Here is an 18,538-nt window from a genome sequence, read left to right as displayed (position 1 = left end):
ACTTATTTCGACTCCTTCTCTTTGTAAATTTCATATTGTTCAGCCAAGTTATGAGGCATTTCTTCATACATATTTTCCATTAAGTCTGTAACTTTTTGTTTAGGAGTATTGTCTGCCTCTTTAATTGCTGTTTTAATTTCTTCTTTTGCTTTTTCCATAACTTCGTTTTCTTTTTCTTCAGACCATAAGTTTTTAGCTTCAAGATATTTTCTGAAACGAACTAATGGGTCTTTCTTTTCCCAATCTGAATCTTCATCTGAAGTTCTATAACGAGTTGGATCGTCACCAGCCATTGTATGAGGACCATAACGGTAAGTTAATGTTTCAATTAGAGATGGGCCATCACCATTAACAGCACGATCACGAGCTTGTTTAGTTACAGCATATACAGCTAATGCATCCATACCGTCAACTAATACACCTGGAATACCAACTGCTACTGATTTTTGAGCTAATGTTTTAGCTGCAGTTTGTTTGTCACGAGGTGTTGAAATCGCATAGTTGTTATTTTGAATTACGAAGATTGCAGGTGCTTTATAAGCAGATGCAAAGTTAATACCTTCATAGAAATCACCTTGTGAAGAACCACCGTCACCAGTGTAAGTGATTGCAACATTTTTCTTACCACGTTTTTTAATACCAAGTGCTACACCAGCAGTTTGGATAAACTGTGCACCAATAATAATTTGTGGACTTAATGCATTTACACCTTCTGGGAATTGGTTACCAATAAAGTGTCCACGTGAGAATAAGAACGCTTTAGTTAATGGTAAACCATGCCAAATTAATTGTGGAACATCACGATAACCTGGAAGTACATAATCTTCTTTTTCTAACGCATAATGTGAAGCTAATTGTGAAGCTTCTTGACCAGCTGTTGGTGCATAGAAACCTAAACGACCTTGTCTATTTAATGAAATAGAACGTTGATCTAGAACACGTGTCCAAACCATTCTTTCCATTAATTCAACAAGTTCTTCGTCAGACAAGTCTGGTAATAAATCATTATTTACGACATTTCCTTCTTCATCTAACACTTGAATCATTTCAAAATTAGACTCTATTTCATTTAAAGTCGATACTGCATCGAATTGGGCTTTTTTTCTCGTAGCCATTCAATTCACCATACCTTTCCCTATATTAGATATTCATTTCTAATTCAGTTTAACATAAATCTGTTTTACTGTTAAATAAAAAATACTAACATTATAAAAAGCCTTGTACAAAAGGCTTTTTATAAACTGTATTACAACATAATTAAGTCTGTACTAATACAAATTATTCATTTAAAATATTTGAAACATCTTTCTTTTCTTGTTGTACTTTTTTTAAATCATTTTGATATTCAGTTACTATTTTTTCAGTCTTTTTATTAACTTCTTCTAATTTTTTTGAACGTTTATTAGTTCCTACTTGAGTAGCATTATCTTCTGATAAATAGCTAAATAATTGATGCTCAGTATTCAACACTTCTTTATAGCCTTTGATTACTTTATCATGTGCTTTATATTTGTCGTCCAAAGCTTTCTTCAAATCATTAGCTGCTTTCAATTGCTCCTCATCTTCTATATTTTTGTAGTCATCTTTAGAAGTCTCGTAAATCTTTTTCGACTTATCCATAGCTGATTTTTCATTGTCTATAATTTCTTCTCTATTTTTTATACCTTCAGTTAATTCTTTTGCTTTAGATTTAAACTTTTCATCTTTTGCATTATTTAGTTCTTCAATTTTCTTCACTTTTTCTTTTTCAGCTTTAGTCATTTTTTCATTCAAATCCACAATAACTTTTTCTTCTTGGTTTGCTTTTTCTACCTTATTATAAAAAGATTCAAGTGATTCTTTAGATTGACCACATGCTGTTAAAATCACTGTACTAGCCAGTGTTAATGTTAAAAATTTCTTGCCAATCATTATATTGCCTCCTTACATATCTATAAACATGTTACTCTGTTTTTTTTATTTATACAATCAATAATAGATGTAAAACTGAGTAGATTTTGATATATTTTATATGAGGAAGGTGTATGTAAATGATTACGATGGAAAATATTATTCGTGACGGCCACGAAACACTTAGAAAAAAAGCCGATGAAGTAGAATTGCCTATTTCAAGTGAAGATAAAGAAACTTTAAATGAAATGTTAGAGTTCCTAAAAAATTCACAAAATGAAGACTTAGCTAAAAAATATGGATTACGTTCAGGAGTTGGCTTAGCAGCGCCACAAATAAACGTTTCAAAAAAAATGTTAGCCGTGTATATCCAAGATGATGGCAAAGGTAATTCAATTGAACTACAACTTATCAACCCTAAAATTGTGAGCCATAGTGTACAAAAAGCATATTTAAATGGTGGAGAAGGTTGTTTAAGTGTAGATGAATCTAAACCTGGTCTAGTACACCGCAACTTTAAAATAACAATTCAAGCATTTGATATAGAAGGAAATCCATTTAAAAAAAGATTTAAAGGATATCCAGCAATCGTATTGCAGCATGAAATTGACCATTTAAATGGTGTGATGTTCTACGATCACATAAATCAAGAAGATCCATTCATGCCTTTAGAAGATGCAGTTGAAATCAACTAAATAGTTACAAAATTAAAGATGCTGAGACAAATTAATTGTCTCAGCATCTTTTTGCAGTTTAATTTAGTCAAATCGCACGAAGACTTTCGAGATATCGTGCGTTTTAGCTATTAATTTAGTTGTTGTATCTTCATTTAATTAAAACACTATCTACATAAATTCGTCTCTGCGTTCTATAAAATGAATATCTTTTTCTTTTAAAGCTTTTTGAATTACAGCTAGCTCGTCTAAACTTAACCATTCTGGGTCTTTATTATGTCGAATATAGTGAGGGTCTTGTTGTACGTTATTAACCACTTCATCATAATTATAAATCATAACAACTTCATTTCTACGTATATTAAATTCAATACCTTTGAATTGTTTGTCAGTTCTGCCCTTTTCATTTTCGACTGTTTTGATAATACGTTCGACTTTATCCATTCATCTCACATCCTATTCGTCTATCAAACCTAATTCTTTACATGCATAGTATATTCCATCTTCACCAACTGATTTAGTTTCATAATCACAAACTGTTTTTAATGCGTCAACTGCATTTCCCATTGCGACGCCTTGACCTACTTCTGAAATCATTTCAATATCATTTGGACCATCTCCAAAAGCAACTACTTCACTGAGTGGAAAACCTAATTTTTCACTTAGTTCTTTTATTCCTTCTGCTTTCGATCGATTATTCGGTACAACATCTCTACTTAATGTATGCCATCTATAAAATTTCAATGATTTAAATTTATCATCATATTTATCATCTTCATCCTCAGTATGGAAAATAAGTGCTTGGTAAACTGGATGTTCGAGATAATATGTATTGTGATATTCAGGATAATCCATTTTTAATGATCCTAAGCTTTCTGATATGTGATTATCACTTTCAACATTTGCATATACTGCTGTTTCACCAAAAAATACTAGTGGATGATTATTTGTATGTGCTTTTTCTACTATATTAGTTAATTCCTCTTTATCTAACGGGTGTTTCCCAATAATTTCTCCATTATAAACAACAATTTGTCCATTTAGTGAAACAAAAGTTTCTATTCCTGTTTCTTTAATGACTTCTTTAAACATGTAAGGCGCTCTTCCAGTTGCAATTGCAACTATATGCCCTTTTTCTTTTAATTGTTTTATGGCAGTGATTGTAGATTTCGGTATATTTTTATCTTCATCATAGATTGTTCCATCTATGTCGAAAAATATTAATTTCTTATTCAACTTTGATCGCCTCCTTATATCTATTTTAGTCCATAATCAATATATATGAAAGATTTAGTTAAATATCTTTATTTATCTCTAATTATCATGTAAAATGAACTTATTAAAAGGGTATCTATATTTATTTATATAGCTACTTTTCAAATTGAACGGGAATCAAATTTCAAAATTGACTAACCCTAGACTTAAAACTAGGGCTTTATTTATGTTAATTAACCTAGGAGGATTTATATATGGCAGTATTTAAAGTATTTTTTCAAGAAGATAAAAGTGAAGTAATTGTACGTGAAAGTACACAAACAAAGTATTTTGAAGGACAAACTGAAGAACAAGTTAGAAGATATTTAACAGACCGTAATTACAATATCGAATTTGTCCAAAAATTAGAGGGCGCTCATTTAGATTATGAAAAACAATCAGATCATTTTAATGTGGAGACTATCTAAATGAAACCTCTACAAAAAAATGAAGTAGGCGTATACGCACTGGGTGGTCTCGGTGAAATTGGTAAAAACACGTACGCCCTCGAATATCAAGATGAAATTATCGTTATAGACGCGGGTATAAAATTCCCAGACGATGATCTTCTTGGTATCGATTACGTGATACCAGATTATACGTACTTAATTCAAAATAAACATAAAGTGAAAGCTTTATTTATCACTCATGGACACGAAGATCATATTGGTGGTGTTCCATTCTTATTAAAACAAATGAATGTTCCGATTTATAGTGGTCCATTAGCATTAGGACTTATTAGAAATAAACTGGAAGAGCATCACCTACTTAAAACAGCTCAATTAAATGAAATTGACGAAGATTCTGTTTATGAATTTAAGCACTTCAAAATTTCATTCTATTTAACAACGCATAGTATCCCTGAAGCTTACGGTATTATTGCAGATACACCAGAAGGAAAAATCGTCCATACAGGAGATTTCAAATTTGATTTCACGCCTGTAGGTAAGCCTGCAAATATTGCCAAAATGGCTCAACTTGGAGAAGAAGGCGTTCTTTGTTTATTATCAGACTCTACTAACTCAGAGGTGCCTAACTTTACTTTAAGTGAAAAAGAAGTTGGACAAAATGTAGATGAAATATTCCGTAAATGCTCAGGTAGAATTATCTTCGCAACATTTGCATCTAATATTTACAGAGTGCAACAAGCCGTTGAAGCAGCTGTGAAGTACAATCGTAAAATTGTTGTCTTCGGTCGTTCAATGGAAAACAACATTAAGATTGGTACTGAATTAGGCTACATTAAAGTACCACCAGAAACATTTATTGAACCTAATAAAATCAATTCAGTTCCTAAACATGAAATTCTTATTTTATGTACTGGATCACAAGGTGAACCTATGGCAGCACTTTCTAGAATTGCCAACGGTACACATAGACAAATAAGTATTATTCCAGATGACACTGTTGTATTTAGTTCTTCACCTATTCCAGGTAACACTAAGAGTGTTAATAGAACTATCAATTCATTGTATAAAGCTGGTGCTGATGTTATTCATGGTAAATTATCTAACATTCATACATCAGGGCATGGTTCACAAGATGAACAAAAATTAATGCTACGTTTAATTAAGCCAAAATATTTCATGCCAATACATGGTGAATATAGAATGCTTAAAAAACATAGCGAAACAGGTATTAACTGTGGTGTAGATCCTGACAATATCTTTGTTTATGAAATTGGAGATGTACTAGCACTTACTAAAGATTCAGCAAGATATGCTGGACGTATACCTTCAGGCAATGTATTTGTTGATGGTAACGGTATCGGAGATATCGGCAATGTCGTTATTAAAGACCGTAAAGTTCTATCAGAAGAAGGTCTTGTCATTGTTGTAGTAAGTATTGACTTCAAAACAAAACAATTACTTTCAGGTCCAGATATCATCTCAAGAGGCTTTGTTTATATGAGAGAATCAGGACATTTAATTTACGACGCACAACGATTAATCAAAAAATCAGTAATTGAAAAGTTAAATAATAACGAAAAAGTAGAATGGCATCATGTAAAAGCTACGATTACTGAAGCATTACAACCATATTTATATGAAAAAACAGCTCGTAAACCAATGATTTTACCAATAATCATGAAAATAAAATAATAATATTTAAAAGCACCGATAATGTCAATTGACATTATCGGTGCTTTTTTACTACATGTTATTCATTTACAAGTTTTTTCTCAAATCTATTTAAATCATTATCGTGGCCTATCACAATTAATATATCATGATATTCTATATTTTCATTTGGATCTGGCGCAACGATAATATCTTTCCCTCTTTTTACAGCAATAATATTGATGCCAAAGTTCGCACGAACATCTAATTCTAATATCGAATTTCCAGCAAGTCTTTCCCCTGCTTTTATTTCAACAATAGAATATTCATCTGATAGTTCTAAGTAGTCTAAAACAGATGCACTTGCTACATTATGTGCAATGCGTCGACCCATGTCTCTTTCTGGATGAACAACTGTATCTGCACCAATTTTATTTAAAATTTTAGCATGGTAATCATTTTGAGCTTTAGCAGTAACTTTCTTAACACCTAATTCTTTAAGAATTAAAGTAGTCAGTGTACTTGCTTGAATATTTTCACCAATTGCTACAATGACATGATCAAAGTTTCTTATACCTAAACTCTTCATCACTGCTTCATCTGTAGTGTCCGCAATAACCGCATGTGTGGCGATATCGCTATATTCATTTACTCTCGCTTCATCAGCATCAATGGCCATAACATCCATATCTAAGGCATTTAGTTCTCTAACAATACTTCCACCAAATCGACCTAAGCCTATAACTACATATTCCTTACTCATGATATGCCTCCATACTTTTGATTGTTATTATTTTTTACCTTTAACGTAATCTGCATCAAAGATAAATAATCTTAATAATAATATTAGCGATGGAACAAGTAAAAGTAAACCTAAAATAAATACGATAATAAGCATTAATGCCATTTGATCATTTACAACTGCTTTATTAATATTTATAAACGGATATAGAATATACGGTAATTTACTAATACCGTATCCGAAAAATGCAGTTCCAAATTGTAATAAAATCATGATAAATGCAACACCATGCGCTTTTTTAAAGTAAATAAGTACAACTGCTATAATGAAGAATACGATACTTAAACCAAATAACCACCAGAAACTACCTAAAGCGTTATTAAAGTGGTCTTCATTATGTTGTCTTAATGATAAGAATACAAATTGACAAATAACAATCATTGGGACTGCCCAAATAAGGAACCACTGTCTCAATAAGTGATATGCTTCAGAATCTTTTGCTTTATTTGCATAAAATGTTAAGAATCCTGAAGAAATGTACAATACAGAGATAATCGCTAAAAAGACAACCGCCCAAGCATAAGGACTTAGCAATAATTCAACCCATTGCAAGCTGACTCCTTTATCTGTTTCTTTAATATATCCACCTTCAGCTATCGTCAATATTGTTGAAAATGATGCAGGAATAAGTAAACCTGTAGCACCATATAAGAATAACCAAGACAACTTGCTATCTTGTCCATAGTTTTCAAATGCATAGAAACTACCACGTATTGTTAATAGTATTAATGCTATACTACCTGGTATCAATAATGTTGACCCAAAGTAATATGCTGAGTCTGGAAAGAATCCAACTATTCCAACAAAGAAGAATACGAAGAATACATTAGTCACTTCCCAAACTGGGTTTAAATATCTAGATATTAAATTATTAATAATATGATCTTGTTTTGTTAATTTTGCATGAAAAGCAAAGAACCCAGCACCAAAATCTATTGCACCGATAATGATATAACCATACAAAAAGAGCCAAAGTACAGTGATTCCTATATGTTGATAATCCATTATACTTCACCCTTTCTGTCTATTATTTTATTCACATCATCCGTAGCTTTACTATGACTGAACATTCTAATAAGAACATAACTTGATGAAATACCTAGTATTAAATAAAGAATTGCAAAAGCTATAAATACTAGACTTAAACCATCAGCATGTGTAGCTGCATCTGCAACTTTTAAATAGCCTCGTAATATCCAAGGTTGTCTACCCATTTCAGCTAAGAACCAACCAAATTCTATAGCTAGCATTGCTAATGGACCTGTCAAAACAGCTAAATACAATATAGGTTTACTATATTGAGACCATTTCTTGAACCATTTTAATACGATGAACAATGCTGAAACTGCAAAACAATATACACCGAAGAACACCATTAAATCAAAGAAATAATGAATAATAAGCGGTGGTGTTTCATCACTTTTGAATTCATTTAGCCCTTTTACTTCAGTATTGAAATTATTATCTGATAAGAAGCTTAGCGCTCCAGGAATTTTAATAGCACCTTTAACTTCTTGTTTATCTTCATCTACTAGTCCAAATAATACAAGGTCAGCTTTTGATTCACTTTCAAAATGCCACTCCATAGCTGCTAGCTTTTCTGGTTGTTCTTCATGTAAAAATTTTGCAGATAAATCACCTGCAAGCATAGCGAATAAACTCGCAATAAGACCTACTGTCATAGTAAGTTTAAGTGCTTTTTTATGATATTCTTTATCGTCAATGAATTTATTCTTGATTAAACGATATGCTGCAATACTTGCCAAAATAAAAGCAGCTGTCATAAAAGCAGTCGCAATTACATGGAATGATCTTACCCCAAATGATGCATTAAACATTGCTGCTAATGGATCAATATTCATTAATTTCCCGTTAATAAAATCAAAACCACTAGGCGTATTCATGAAAGAATTCACAGATGTAATGAAAAACGCTGAGAATGTTCCACCAATTATAACTGGTAAATTAATTAAAAAGTGTGTCCATTTTCCTTTAAATCTATCCCAAGTATATAGATAAATACTTAAGAAAATCGCCTCAAAGAAAAAGGCAAATGTTTCCATAAATAATGGTAGCGCAATAACTTGACCACCTAATTGCATAAATGACGGCCACAATAATGATAATTGTAATCCAATAATCGTCCCTGTAACAACACCAACTGCTACAGTAATTGTGTAACCTTTAGACCAACGCTTTGCCATAGCAATATACATAGGATTGTCTTTCTTAATACCTATGAATTCGGCAATAGCAAACATTAATGGGATACCTACACCAATTGTTGCAAATATGATATGGAATCCCAAGGTCATAGCAGTCAGTAATCGACTAATAACTACTGCATCCATAATATTCCTCCATTCAACGTTTGTGATTTATATCACAATTTAAACTCATTATACAACATTTTAAACATTAATAAAATGTTTAACATTTACAAAGTAATGACAAATTAGTGGCATTATTAAACATAATCGTTGAACACAATAAAAAATCGTTATAATATGACTATATAAAGTCGAGGTGAAAACAATGAATAAAGTTACGATTTACACACAAGATCAGTGTCCCCCTTGCCAATTTGTTAAACAATATTTCAAGGAAAAGGAAATTGAATATACTGAAAAAAATATTAAAAATAAACAGTTCAAAAACGAATTAATAGATTTAGATAGCTTTTCAACGCCTACTGTTCTTATTAATGAAAAAGTTTTTTACCAAGTTGATATAAATTCTTTCAATGAAGCTTTAGGTATAAACTGATGAAATTTCATTTTCCAAATTCTAAAAAAAAGTTAGTAACGCATTCACTGCAAAGTAATTTATCTACTAATTTAAAGATAGTCCATATTTCAGATTTACACTTAGGCTATTATTCTACTTTAGAAGACTTACATCAACTTGTTCTTTTAATAAACAAACAAGAGGCGGATATAGTTTGTTTTACTGGTGATTGTTTTGACAATATCAAATATGCTTCATTTGATCCTTATCTTGTTATACCTTTATTTAGAACGATTCAATCAAAATATGGTAAGTTTTTCGTTCCTGGCAATCATGATTACGGGTCAAACGGTATACAAATCGTATTAAACATCATAAAAAAGTCAGGTTTTCAATTACTACTAAATGATTATTATAAAATTGTGACTCCAGCTGGTAATATTTTAATACATGGAATAGACGATATATGTTTCGGTCAACCAAATTTTAATAGTTCTTTCCAATTAGCAGATGGTCCTATTGCATATAGAATAGGTTTGATGCATGAACCTGATAAAGTTAAATTGTTGGACCCTAACATCGACTTAGTATTATCTGGCCATACGCATGGAGGCCAAGTACGCGTGCCTAAAATTGGTGCATTATATACACCTACTTTTGGCAAAAAATATATTCAAGGTTTATATCATATTAGAAGACAGCAGCATCTATTTGTTAACAAAGGTATAGGCATGACGAGATTACCTATTAGAATATTTTGTTCACCTGAAATTGCCATATTTAATATTAAAGCTAAAAAAAGTAGGACGTGAGTAAATCACGCCCTACTTTTTATTTACCATTTATGATAATTCATTAACAAGTTCTACAACTTCTTCTTCAGTTGCACAGTTAATAGCACGACTTGCTAATTCTTGCATTTCTTTTTGATCTAATTGTTTGATTTGTTTTCTTGCTTTAAGAATACTTGTCGCACTCATAGAAAATTCATCTAAGCCTAATCCAAGTAATAATGGAATTGCCGTGTTATCTCCAGCCATTTCTCCACACATACCTGTCCATTTACCTTCTTTATGTGAAGCTTCAATTACTTGCTTAACTAAGCGAAGAATTGCTGGGTTATATGGTTGGTATAAATATGAAACACGCTCAGACATACGATCAGCTGCCATTGTGTATTGGATTAAATCGTTTGTACCGATACTGAAGAAATCAACTTCTTTAGCAAAGATGTCAGCAAGTGCTGCAGTTGACGGAATCTCTACCATAATACCGATTTCGATATCATCATCAACTTTAACACCTTCAGAAACTAATTTCTCTTTTTCTTCTAGCAAGATTGCTTTAGCGTCTCTGAATTCTTTAATTGTAGCTATCATTGGAAACATGATATTTAATTTACCGAACTCAGATGCACGTAATAATGCTCTTAATTGTGTTCTAAAGATGTCAGTTTGGTCTAGACATAAGCGAATAGCTCTATATCCTAAGAATGGATTCATTTCTTTAGGTAAGTTTAAGTAAGATAATTCTTTATCTCCACCAATATCTAAAGTACGAACAACTACACGTTTACCGTCCATTTCTTTTAACACTTTACTATAAGCTTCGAATTGTTCCTCTTCTGAAGGCATATTGTCTCTACCCATGTATAAAAACTCAGTACGGTATAAACCGATACCTTCTGCACCATTATTTTTAACACCCGTTAAATCTTTAGGTGTGCCAATATTAGCTGCAAGTTCTACATGAACTCCGTCTTTAGAAACAGATTCATCATTAACAAGTTTCGCTAGTTCTTCTTTTTCAGCTAAGAAGTTAGTATGCTTTTGTTCGTAAGCTTGAACTTCATCCTCTGTAGGGTCAATAATTACATCACCAGATAGACCATCAATGATAAGACTATCTCCATGTTTCACTCGGCTAGTAATATCTTTTGTACCTACTACAGCAGGAATTTCTAATGAACGACTCATTATTGCTGAGTGTGAAGTTCTTCCACCGATGTTTGTAGCAAAACCTTTAACAAATTCTTTGTTAAGTTGTGCTGTATCAGATGGTGTTAAATCTTCACCAACAATAATAACGCTTTCATTAATCATACTAGGATTTGGCAACTCTACTCCCAATATATGAGCCAAAATACGTTTCGAAACGTCACGGATATCTGCCGCACGTTCTTTCATGTATTCATTATCCATATTTTCAAAAATCGTAATGAAATTTGAAGATACTTCTTCTAATGCTGTTGGCGCATTAACTTTATTATTGCGAATATTTTCTTCAATTGGATTGAGTAATTCTGGATCTTCTAACACTAATAAATGTGCATCAAAAATCGCAGCTTTATCAGCTCCAAGTTGTTTCTCAGCATTATTTCGAATCTGAGTTAATTCAACTTTAGATTGGTTAACAGCTGCTTTGAACTTTTCAACTTCGCCATCTACATCGCTGATATTTTCGCTAGAAAATGATAAGTCAGGTTCAACTAATAAATATGCTTTGCTAATAGCCACACCATCAGATGCAGCTATCCCTTTTAAAATTTCAGACATTATTTAGTTAATCCTTCTTTTGATAATACTTCAGTAATTGCTTCGATCGCTTCTTTCTCGTCACTACCCTCAGCGTAGATAGTGATTTCAGCATCTTTACCAACACCTAGGCTCATTACACCCATAATAGATTTTAAGTTTACTTTTTTAGCGTTATATTCTAATTGTACATCTGAATCAAATTTAGATGCAGTTTGTACTAACATAGTTGCTGGTCTTGCATGAATACCCGTTTCGTCAATTATTACGTAAGAATTTTGTTCCATTTTATTGTCTCCTTCTAATTCCTATATTTAATTTGTATAAAATCAAATTTTATCTATACGATTAAAGAATATCAAAAAAACACTTACAATTCAATCAAATTACATAACTATGCAGTTATTTGATACAATTCTACTTTATTTTGATAGGTTCGAATATTCAACAGCTATTTGTGTTCCAATTTTAGCATTATGTTCAACAAGTTTAATATTTGTTTCTAATGATTTTCCATCAGATTGTTTAACAATTTCACCTAATAGGAATGGTGTTGAATCTTTACCATGAACGCCTTCTTTTTCAGCTTTTGCAACTGCTTTATCTATAATTCCATTAATAAAACTTGAGTCTAATTGATCTTCTTCAGGAACTGGGTTCGCAATTACGATACCTGAATCTAATCCTAAATCCCATTGTACTTCTGCTAATTGTGCAATTGTTTTTACATCATCGATTCTCGTATTTAATTTCAAACCACTTTCTCTTGTAAAGAATGCAGGAAGTTCATCTGTTTGATAGCCAACCACTGGTACACCTTTAGTTTCTAAATATTCTAAAGTTTTGTCTAAATCAAGGATTGATTTTGCACCAGCACAAATTACTGCTACTTTAGTTTTTGAAAGTTCATCTAAATCAGCTGAGATATCCATTGTATGTTCTGCGCCTTTATGAACACCACCGATTCCACCTGTTACGAAGAATTTAATATCAGCTAATTGAGCACAAATCATAGTTGATGCTACAGTAGTTGCACCGATTTTTTTAGTAGCTAATATTTCTGCAATGTCTCTTCTTGAAACTTTGGCAACATCTTCTGCACTTGCTAATAATTCTAGCTCTTCATCATTTAAACCGATTTTTATTTCTCCATTAATAATTGCTATAGTTGCTGGAACTCCACCATTGTCTCTTACAATTTGCTCCACTTTTTTAGCCATTTCTACGTTTTGTGGGTACGGCATACCGTGTGAAATAATTGTAGATTCTAATGCAACGATTGCTTTATCTTCCTGTTTAGCTTTTTCTACCTCTTTTGAAAATTGAATATAGTTTTTCATTTTATTTCCTCCATGTCTTTTATTAGTTGTTTTCTATCTAAATCTTGTCTAACTGTGTAAGATGTTTTAATAGTCTTTGAAGCATTTGCTCTAGCTAAATTAACAATTTGTTCTATATCATATGATTTCAGCCATCCGTAAATTAATGCTGATGTAAAAGCATCTCCAGCTCCTGTTACATCTACAACACGGTCTACTGCTTTAACCTGAAACTCATGTTGTCCCTCTGTACCTACATAAAATATCTTTTCTTTACCAGATGTAACAATTAAATTGCTAACACCTAATGACTTAATCTCACTCATATAACTTTGTAATTCTAATTCTGAATGTGCTTCTTTACCAACATATGATTCAACCTCATCTTTATTTAAAATCAACCAATCTACTGCGTGTAAATTGTTTGGAAGTCTATTCATTTTTGGTCCTGAAACAGCGATCAGTACAAGTTTAATTTGTTTTTTCTCCGCATATGAGCATAAGAACTCAAGTGTTTCTTTAGGACAGTTTAAGTCAGCAATGATACATTTCGACTTATTTAATAAATAAGTATTTTTAATCATAAACTCTGGCGTAATTTTGTCATATACTGACATATCCGCGAGCCCCATCGTCATATTTCCATCTTGATCTAACAATGCTGTATAACTACCTGTAGCTTCACTAGAAATTTTCTCAACATAATCTACATTCATAAATGGTGACGATAAATCAGCAATATGTTGCCACTCTGCATCATTTCCTGAAGTTGTTAATAGAAGTACATCTTCACCTATACGTCCTAAGTTTTCTGCGACGTTTCTTGCAACTCCACCAATAGATGATTCAGATGTAACGGGATTCGAAGTACCTTGTACTAATTTGTCTGTTACATGAAACTTCCTATCAATGTTCGCACCACCTATACAAACAATAGGATTTTGTTCATTTAATACATAAGCTTTTCCTTGCACATATTCTTTCTTTACTAATCCTGATATTATATTTGCAACAGCTGGTCTTGATAAACCAACTTTATCTGATAATTCTTGTTGTGAAATAAAAGGGTTCTCTTTAATTAAATTAAGTATTAACTTTTCATTTTCATTCAAATAACTCACCCCACAAACAAATGTTTATTTTTAGAACTTATGTTTACAAATTCATTATAAAGCGTTTTCATTTAAAATGCAAATTTAAAATAAAAGAAGTAGTACAGAGGTCTAATTTTATAAAAATAGACTTCGTCATCCTACTCCCAAGAAAAATAAGAAAAGAGGATGGGACAAATTAATTGTCCCATCCTCTCTTCATAACACTATTCACCTATAAATTCTTGAATAACTGTTTCACATTTCTTAATGTGGTCGTCACCCATTTTTTTCATTAAATAATAACTAATTGAGCCAGCAACAGCTTGACCTACAAGTGGTATCCATCTTGATTGTTTAGCTGCTTCACGTTTAACTACTGATTTAAAGAATACTTTCACCATAGCATTAGTAACTTTTTGTCCTATGAATTGACTACCTTTCATGGCAGCTGATGTAAGCACTTTTTGTTTTAAATCATCTTGCATTTTGTTCACTTGTTTATGACTTAGTCCATAAATTTTATTGATATCTTCAATAATATCACCCATAAGTTTAATATCCATACCCACACCTAATCCTGGGATAGGAACTACATTCGCTGCAGATGACATTAATGATTTTTTATAAACTAATTCTTTAGCTCTTTTTCTACGCTCTAATAATTCATCTTGTGTTACTGGTAACTCAGAACGTTTTTTAATTTCTTCTATGCCTAATGCTTTATTTCCTGCTTTTGTACTAATTTTATTAAAAATACCCATTGTGTTCAATCTCCTCACAGTTTCATTAGTATTCAATACTAGAATATTAACTTATACCCGTTTTAGGAAATTTTAACCATTTATTTGGACAAACACTACTTTTAAATACTTGCTCGGTTTGTAATGTGGATGGCTCTTAAAGTCTTTAGGTAAGCCCATTACATCTGTAATTGTATAATCTACATCTAGCGCATCCAATGTTTGGTTAATCATCTTCTTAAATGCTTTTTGAGGAAAAGCACTTGAATTTGTACTTAATACTAAAGTACCTTGTTCATTTAATAGTTCTAAAGACCCTTCAATTAATTCTGGGTAATTTTTCTGAACGCTAAATGTTTTTTTCTTATGACGAGCAAAACTTGGAGGATCAATAACAACTACATCATAACTCAAACCGTGACGAAGAGCGTATTTGAAATAATCGAATACATCCATGATGAAAATATGATTATTATTCAAATCAATAGCATTTAATCCAAAATTAGCTTCAGTAAGTGGTCTTGCTCTGTTTGCTAAATCTACACTAGTCGTGGAATTAGCATTCTCACTTGCTGCAACAGAAAAAGCACCAGTATAACTGAACAAATTCAGCACATCTTTATCTTCGCTATAATGATCTCTTAATTTTTTTCGTACATCTTTTTGATCTAAGAAAATACCTGTCATCGGTCCATCGTCTAAGTCGATATTATAATATAAATGATTTTCTTCCACTACGTATGGGAAACCAGGTGCTGTTCCGTCAACAAAATCAGATGCAGTTTCCATTCCTTTAAATCTTCTTTTTTCAAAAATAGATTTATATTCAAATACTTCTTTAATAGCAGGTAACAATCTATCTTTCAAACGATAAATACCTACAGAGTACCATTGAATCAGTAAATGTCCGTCGTAATAATCAATTGTCAATCCACCAATACCGTCACCTTCAGCATTGAATATTCTATATGCATTTATACCATCAACATGATCATAATATTCTCTTTCACTTTTAGCTGTCTTAAATAGATTTACAAAAAAGTTATGATCTATCTTTTCAGTTGAATCTAAAGATAATACCCAACCGATACCTTTATTTTGTTCACCATAATAAGCTGTAGCAATAAATCTTTTACCAGAATCTACAAGCGCTACTAATTCACCTTCATCTGTACTTGGCATATCAAATACATCATCTTTTTCAACAAGAGGGAAACCTCTTAAATATTTATCTTCTTTACCTCTTTTGAGCATTAACTGTTTCATTATTTTTTGGCCATCCTTTCGAAATGTCTCACATATTATAACGTATATTACGCAAAACGCCAAAAAAACAGAGTATCCCCCTTTAGAATACTCTGTTAACCGAATTTATTAATCAAAATTTCCCCCAGAAAGTTTGATCCCCTTTTATGTAAACGCTTACTAAAATTAGTATAAAGGATAAGATTATTCCGTGCAATACATTTTCCAAAGAAATTCATTAAAAATATTTACTTTTTACATTTTTAATTTCACTATCAAGCTAAATATTTATTTTAATCTATATATATAAAATGTTATATAACTCTTAAGTTGTGTGAATATAGTTGCCCTTGTTTACGCTTCTCTCCAGTTTTGTCACTATAGCTATCCATATTTACTCTACTTACTTGTTGTGTGAATAAAAAAGTCCTACAAAAAGTATACTGATACTCTAAAACATAAAAAACCTGCCAACAAAGTTCGACTTTGTTGGCAGGTTTTGACTATATTGCTCTAGAAAGATTTTTTTAGATGAATTATAAATGCTGGTGTTACAAACAATAATAGTAAAAATGAAATTGGTGTTATGAATACTGAGAACTGTGATGTTTGAATTGCTGAGACAAAGAAGGTCGTTGCAATTTCAAAGAACAGTGCTGATATAACGAATAGTTTCCCAAAATTATTTTTATTTTTATAGTTTGTCGTGTAATTAAAGTATGCATATAAAATGATAAGCAACAACATTATAAATAATGTTAACCATTCAAACACATATTGAATTTGTGATAATTTCCATTCTCCTGATAAGAATAAGCCATTACGATTGTTAAACTCAATAAAAGTAAATAAGAATAAAATTGCTGTACAAATCCATTCTATATAGCTTTTCTTTAACCATTTTGGTCTTCTCATCCATTTCGGAATATCATCATCTTCAATTTTTATAATTTCTTTCCATTTTTCACTACGTTTTTTTCTTTTAGCAATTGCTTCTTCAGAGTTAAACTTTTCTAAAGTTGTTTGCTTCAGGCTTTGTGATTTTTCATAAAAACTTTCAGATATGCTAAATATTTTACTTGTTAATAAATTATTATTTGCTCTTGAGTGTTTTTCATCATTAACCATTTCAATATCTTTATCACTTACTGGTAAAGATCTTCTTAAATATAAACTAATCCATACGGACATTTGACTAAAGCACCATAATAATACAAAGAATAAATTAACACTCATTACATCGATAGGCTTTACATTTTCTGCATCAATGTTATGGTTCATTGCAAATTGAGAAATGAAATAACATATACCATAAGAAATGATAATCCATAAATAATGCTGTTTCCGTTTCATCGGATTAAGCTCATTTTTATAAACAACATATCCAATGTGAATACTGAATGGGATAATAAATAAGAATGACGCAAAACTATAAACTTGGAACATCGTCATCATCATGACAATCATTAATATTATCGTCAAGCCGATATAAAATATAGAAATGTCATAATCATAATTCGTTGTTCTTCTTAAAGTACGTCCAATCAGTAAAATAAATATACCAAATAGTAATATTATTATTGCTGCTATTACAGGAAAACCACCAATATAATGGTGCAATATTCTAACCAACTCATCAAAAAAAGCTACAAAAAAGTCCCAAATATTTCTTATATGGATATCATTTGATTCCTTGATATTATAATCTTTAATACGTGGTGCATTAAATAATATAAGTAATCCGGTAATTAAAATGAATATTCCTATAATACGACTAAAATGAACTTCCCAGCTTTTTTTCTTTATAGACATGTTCTTCACCTCATTGAACATTATAATTGTTTCATTTTCAAATGTCTTTAATTAAATTGAAAATCAGTCCCAAGTAGTACATTAAGTTTAAAACTCATATGTAGTTGGGTATATAATAATATCATACATTTTAAAGGAGTGTTATTTATGACACATAACGATAAACATAAAGACGAAGCAGAAAAAGCTAAGAAACAAGAACAAGAAAATAATAAAGACGATAAAAATGGACAAGACGAAACAAAAGATAATATTCAAGATACATTTGAATAAACAACTTTCGTAGTTCTAAAAAATACCCTATGGAAAACATTCTATCTTTTCATAGGGTATTTTTTTGTTCATTATAACCTATTGACAAAAGGCATGATAAGACTTATCGTAGTG

At 31.3% G+C, this 18,538-nt stretch carries 20 protein-coding genes; 6 read left to right on the top strand and 14 right to left on the bottom strand.

Going from position 1 to position 18,538, the window contains the following annotated elements; translation table 11 throughout:
• Window positions 1-2 precede the first annotated feature (2 nt).
• Window positions 3-1,115 (bottom strand): pyruvate dehydrogenase (acetyl-transferring) E1 component subunit alpha, encoded by a 1,113-nt coding sequence (gene pdhA / locus LQ608_RS02450; protein WP_239749401.1) that lies wholly within the window; start codon window positions 1,113-1,115, stop codon window positions 3-5.
• 163 nt (window positions 1,116-1,278) lie between these two features.
• On the bottom strand, window positions 1,279-1,911 hold the full coding sequence (locus LQ608_RS02445; protein WP_239749400.1) for a YkyA family protein: 633 nt from the start codon (window positions 1,909-1,911) through the stop codon (window positions 1,279-1,281).
• A 119-nt stretch (window positions 1,912-2,030) separates the two neighbouring features.
• Between LQ608_RS02445 and def the strand changes: the two genes are divergently transcribed.
• Complete coding sequence (gene def / locus LQ608_RS02440; protein WP_078356792.1) at window positions 2,031-2,585, top strand: peptide deformylase; 555 nt, start codon at window positions 2,031-2,033, stop codon at window positions 2,583-2,585.
• Window positions 2,586-2,735: 150 nt separating this feature from the next.
• On the opposite strand, the gene LQ608_RS02435 is transcribed toward def, so the two are convergent.
• Window positions 2,736-3,008, bottom strand: coding sequence for a hypothetical protein (locus tag LQ608_RS02435; protein ID WP_078356791.1), 273 nt, complete (start codon window positions 3,006-3,008; stop codon window positions 2,736-2,738).
• 12 nt (window positions 3,009-3,020) lie between these two features.
• The gene (locus LQ608_RS02430) at window positions 3,021-3,800 is read right to left on the bottom strand and encodes a Cof-type HAD-IIB family hydrolase (protein ID WP_239749399.1); all 780 of its coding nucleotides are present in this window, start codon (window positions 3,798-3,800) and stop codon (window positions 3,021-3,023) included.
• Window positions 3,801-4,033: 233 nt separating this feature from the next.
• On the opposite strand from LQ608_RS02430, the gene LQ608_RS02425 reads away from it, so the two are divergent.
• Both LQ608_RS02425 and rnjA read left to right on the top strand, forming a co-directional pair.
• Window positions 4,034-4,246 carry a DNA-dependent RNA polymerase subunit epsilon gene (locus LQ608_RS02425; protein WP_078356789.1) on the top strand — a complete coding sequence of 71 codons (213 nt, stop codon included), beginning with the start codon at window positions 4,034-4,036 and terminating at the stop codon, window positions 4,244-4,246.
• Window positions 4,247-5,920, top strand: a complete 1,674-nt coding sequence (gene rnjA, locus LQ608_RS02420) for a ribonuclease J1 (protein WP_078356788.1) — start codon at window positions 4,247-4,249, stop codon at window positions 5,918-5,920.
• Between the two features lie 58 nt (window positions 5,921-5,978).
• On the opposite strand, the gene LQ608_RS02415 is transcribed toward rnjA, so the two are convergent.
• From LQ608_RS02415 to LQ608_RS02405, 3 genes are read right to left on the bottom strand one after another with little or no spacing between them, the layout of a single operon-like run.
• On the bottom strand, window positions 5,979-6,641 hold the full coding sequence (locus LQ608_RS02415) for a potassium channel family protein (protein ID WP_078356787.1): 663 nt from the start codon (window positions 6,639-6,641) through the stop codon (window positions 5,979-5,981).
• A 27-nt stretch (window positions 6,642-6,668) separates the two neighbouring features.
• Window positions 6,669-7,685, bottom strand: a complete 1,017-nt coding sequence (locus tag LQ608_RS02410; RefSeq protein ID WP_239749398.1) for a cytochrome d ubiquinol oxidase subunit II — start codon at window positions 7,683-7,685, stop codon at window positions 6,669-6,671.
• A complete protein-coding gene (locus LQ608_RS02405; RefSeq protein WP_078356785.1) occupies window positions 7,685-9,031 on the bottom strand; it encodes a cytochrome ubiquinol oxidase subunit I in 1,347 nt (448 codons plus the stop codon). Before LQ608_RS02405 ends, LQ608_RS02410 begins: the two co-directional genes overlap by 1 nt.
• Before the next feature lie 184 nt (window positions 9,032-9,215).
• Here LQ608_RS02405 and LQ608_RS02400 point away from each other — a divergent pair, with 184 nt between their 5' ends.
• Together LQ608_RS02400 and LQ608_RS02395 are read left to right on the top strand one after the other, a co-directional pair.
• Window positions 9,216-9,446, top strand: coding sequence for a glutaredoxin family protein (locus tag LQ608_RS02400; protein WP_239749396.1), 231 nt, complete (start codon window positions 9,216-9,218; stop codon window positions 9,444-9,446).
• Window positions 9,446-10,219, top strand: a complete 774-nt coding sequence (locus tag LQ608_RS02395; protein WP_239749395.1) for a metallophosphoesterase — start codon at window positions 9,446-9,448, stop codon at window positions 10,217-10,219. Before LQ608_RS02400 ends, LQ608_RS02395 begins: the two co-directional genes overlap by 1 nt.
• Window positions 10,220-10,249: 30 nt before the next feature.
• Here the strand turns inward: LQ608_RS02395 and ptsP are convergent, their stop codons facing one another.
• The 7 genes from ptsP to auxA all read right to left on the bottom strand — a co-directional run bounded on the left by ptsP (window position 10,250) and on the right by auxA (window position 18,151).
• Complete coding sequence (gene ptsP, locus LQ608_RS02390; RefSeq protein ID WP_078356782.1) at window positions 10,250-11,962, bottom strand: phosphoenolpyruvate--protein phosphotransferase; 1,713 nt, start codon at window positions 11,960-11,962, stop codon at window positions 10,250-10,252.
• Window positions 11,962-12,228 (bottom strand): phosphocarrier protein HPr, encoded by a 267-nt coding sequence (locus LQ608_RS02385; RefSeq protein ID WP_016912884.1) that lies wholly within the window; start codon window positions 12,226-12,228, stop codon window positions 11,962-11,964. The genes ptsP and LQ608_RS02385 overlap by 1 nt, the downstream gene beginning before the upstream one ends.
• A 135-nt stretch (window positions 12,229-12,363) precedes the next feature.
• A complete protein-coding gene (locus tag LQ608_RS02380) occupies window positions 12,364-13,281 on the bottom strand; it encodes a pseudouridine-5'-phosphate glycosidase (RefSeq protein ID WP_078356781.1) in 918 nt (305 codons plus the stop codon).
• Window positions 13,278-14,372, bottom strand: coding sequence for a carbohydrate kinase (locus LQ608_RS02375; RefSeq protein ID WP_107509338.1), 1,095 nt, complete (start codon window positions 14,370-14,372; stop codon window positions 13,278-13,280). The genes LQ608_RS02380 and LQ608_RS02375 overlap by 4 nt, the downstream gene beginning before the upstream one ends.
• A gap of 206 nt (window positions 14,373-14,578) precedes the next feature.
• On the bottom strand, window positions 14,579-15,115 hold the full coding sequence (locus tag LQ608_RS02370) for a DUF697 domain-containing protein (RefSeq protein WP_078356779.1): 537 nt from the start codon (window positions 15,113-15,115) through the stop codon (window positions 14,579-14,581).
• Window positions 15,116-15,187: 72 nt separating this feature from the next.
• The gene (locus LQ608_RS02365) at window positions 15,188-16,360 is read right to left on the bottom strand and encodes a class I SAM-dependent rRNA methyltransferase (protein ID WP_239749394.1); all 1,173 of its coding nucleotides are present in this window, start codon (window positions 16,358-16,360) and stop codon (window positions 15,188-15,190) included.
• Window positions 16,361-16,852: 492 nt separating this feature from the next.
• A complete protein-coding gene (gene auxA, locus LQ608_RS02360) occupies window positions 16,853-18,151 on the bottom strand; it encodes a lipoteichoic acid stability factor AuxA (protein ID WP_239749393.1) in 1,299 nt (432 codons plus the stop codon).
• Between the two features lie 147 nt (window positions 18,152-18,298).
• Here auxA and LQ608_RS12465 point away from each other — a divergent pair, with 147 nt between their 5' ends.
• Entirely contained in the window at window positions 18,299-18,424 is a 126-nt protein-coding gene (locus tag LQ608_RS12465; protein WP_275583004.1) for a hypothetical protein, read from the top strand.
• The last annotated feature ends 114 nt before the right edge of the window (window positions 18,425-18,538 follow it).

The organism is Mammaliicoccus sp. H-M34 (assembly GCF_022386495.1).
GTDB classification, from domain to species: Bacteria; Bacillota; Bacilli; order Staphylococcales; family Staphylococcaceae; genus Mammaliicoccus; species Mammaliicoccus fleurettii.
The sequence above is the reverse complement of the archived record's forward strand: the minus strand, read 5'-3'. Positions and strand labels throughout refer to the sequence as shown.

Excerpts from the sequence above, each read along its gene's own strand:
- def (WP_078356792.1), top strand. The coding sequence starts at position 2,031 with ATGATTACGATGGAAAATATTATTCGTGACGGCCACGAAACACTTAGA.
- LQ608_RS02365 (WP_239749394.1), bottom strand. The coding sequence starts at position 16,360 with ATGAAACAGTTAATGCTCAAAAGAGGTAAAGAAGATAAATATTTAAGA.
- LQ608_RS02370 (WP_078356779.1), bottom strand. The coding sequence starts at position 15,115 with ATGGGTATTTTTAATAAAATTAGTACAAAAGCAGGAAATAAAGCATTA.
- rnjA (WP_078356788.1), top strand. The coding sequence starts at position 4,247 with ATGAAACCTCTACAAAAAAATGAAGTAGGCGTATACGCACTGGGTGGT.
- LQ608_RS02395 (WP_239749395.1), top strand. The coding sequence starts at position 9,446 with ATGAAATTTCATTTTCCAAATTCTAAAAAAAAGTTAGTAACGCATTCA.
- LQ608_RS02380 (WP_078356781.1), bottom strand. The coding sequence starts at position 13,281 with ATGAAAAACTATATTCAATTTTCAAAAGAGGTAGAAAAAGCTAAACAG.
- ptsP (WP_078356782.1), bottom strand. The coding sequence starts at position 11,962 with ATGTCTGAAATTTTAAAAGGGATAGCTGCATCTGATGGTGTGGCTATT.
- LQ608_RS02385 (WP_016912884.1), bottom strand. The coding sequence starts at position 12,228 with ATGGAACAAAATTCTTACGTAATAATTGACGAAACGGGTATTCATGCA.
- LQ608_RS02435 (WP_078356791.1), bottom strand. The coding sequence starts at position 3,008 with ATGGATAAAGTCGAACGTATTATCAAAACAGTCGAAAATGAAAAGGGC.
- auxA (WP_239749393.1), bottom strand. The coding sequence starts at position 18,151 with ATGTCTATAAAGAAAAAAAGCTGGGAAGTTCATTTTAGTCGTATTATA.
- LQ608_RS02445 (WP_239749400.1), bottom strand. The coding sequence starts at position 1,911 with ATGATTGGCAAGAAATTTTTAACATTAACACTGGCTAGTACAGTGATT.
- LQ608_RS02400 (WP_239749396.1), top strand. The coding sequence starts at position 9,216 with ATGAATAAAGTTACGATTTACACACAAGATCAGTGTCCCCCTTGCCAA.
- pdhA (WP_239749401.1), bottom strand. The coding sequence starts at position 1,115 with ATGGCTACGAGAAAAAAAGCCCAATTCGATGCAGTATCGACTTTAAAT.
- LQ608_RS02415 (WP_078356787.1), bottom strand. The coding sequence starts at position 6,641 with ATGAGTAAGGAATATGTAGTTATAGGCTTAGGTCGATTTGGTGGAAGT.
- LQ608_RS02410 (WP_239749398.1), bottom strand. The coding sequence starts at position 7,685 with ATGGATTATCAACATATAGGAATCACTGTACTTTGGCTCTTTTTGTAT.
- LQ608_RS02405 (WP_078356785.1), bottom strand. The coding sequence starts at position 9,031 with ATGGATGCAGTAGTTATTAGTCGATTACTGACTGCTATGACCTTGGGA.
- LQ608_RS12465 (WP_275583004.1), top strand. The coding sequence starts at position 18,299 with ATGACACATAACGATAAACATAAAGACGAAGCAGAAAAAGCTAAGAAA.
- LQ608_RS02425 (WP_078356789.1), top strand. The coding sequence starts at position 4,034 with ATGGCAGTATTTAAAGTATTTTTTCAAGAAGATAAAAGTGAAGTAATT.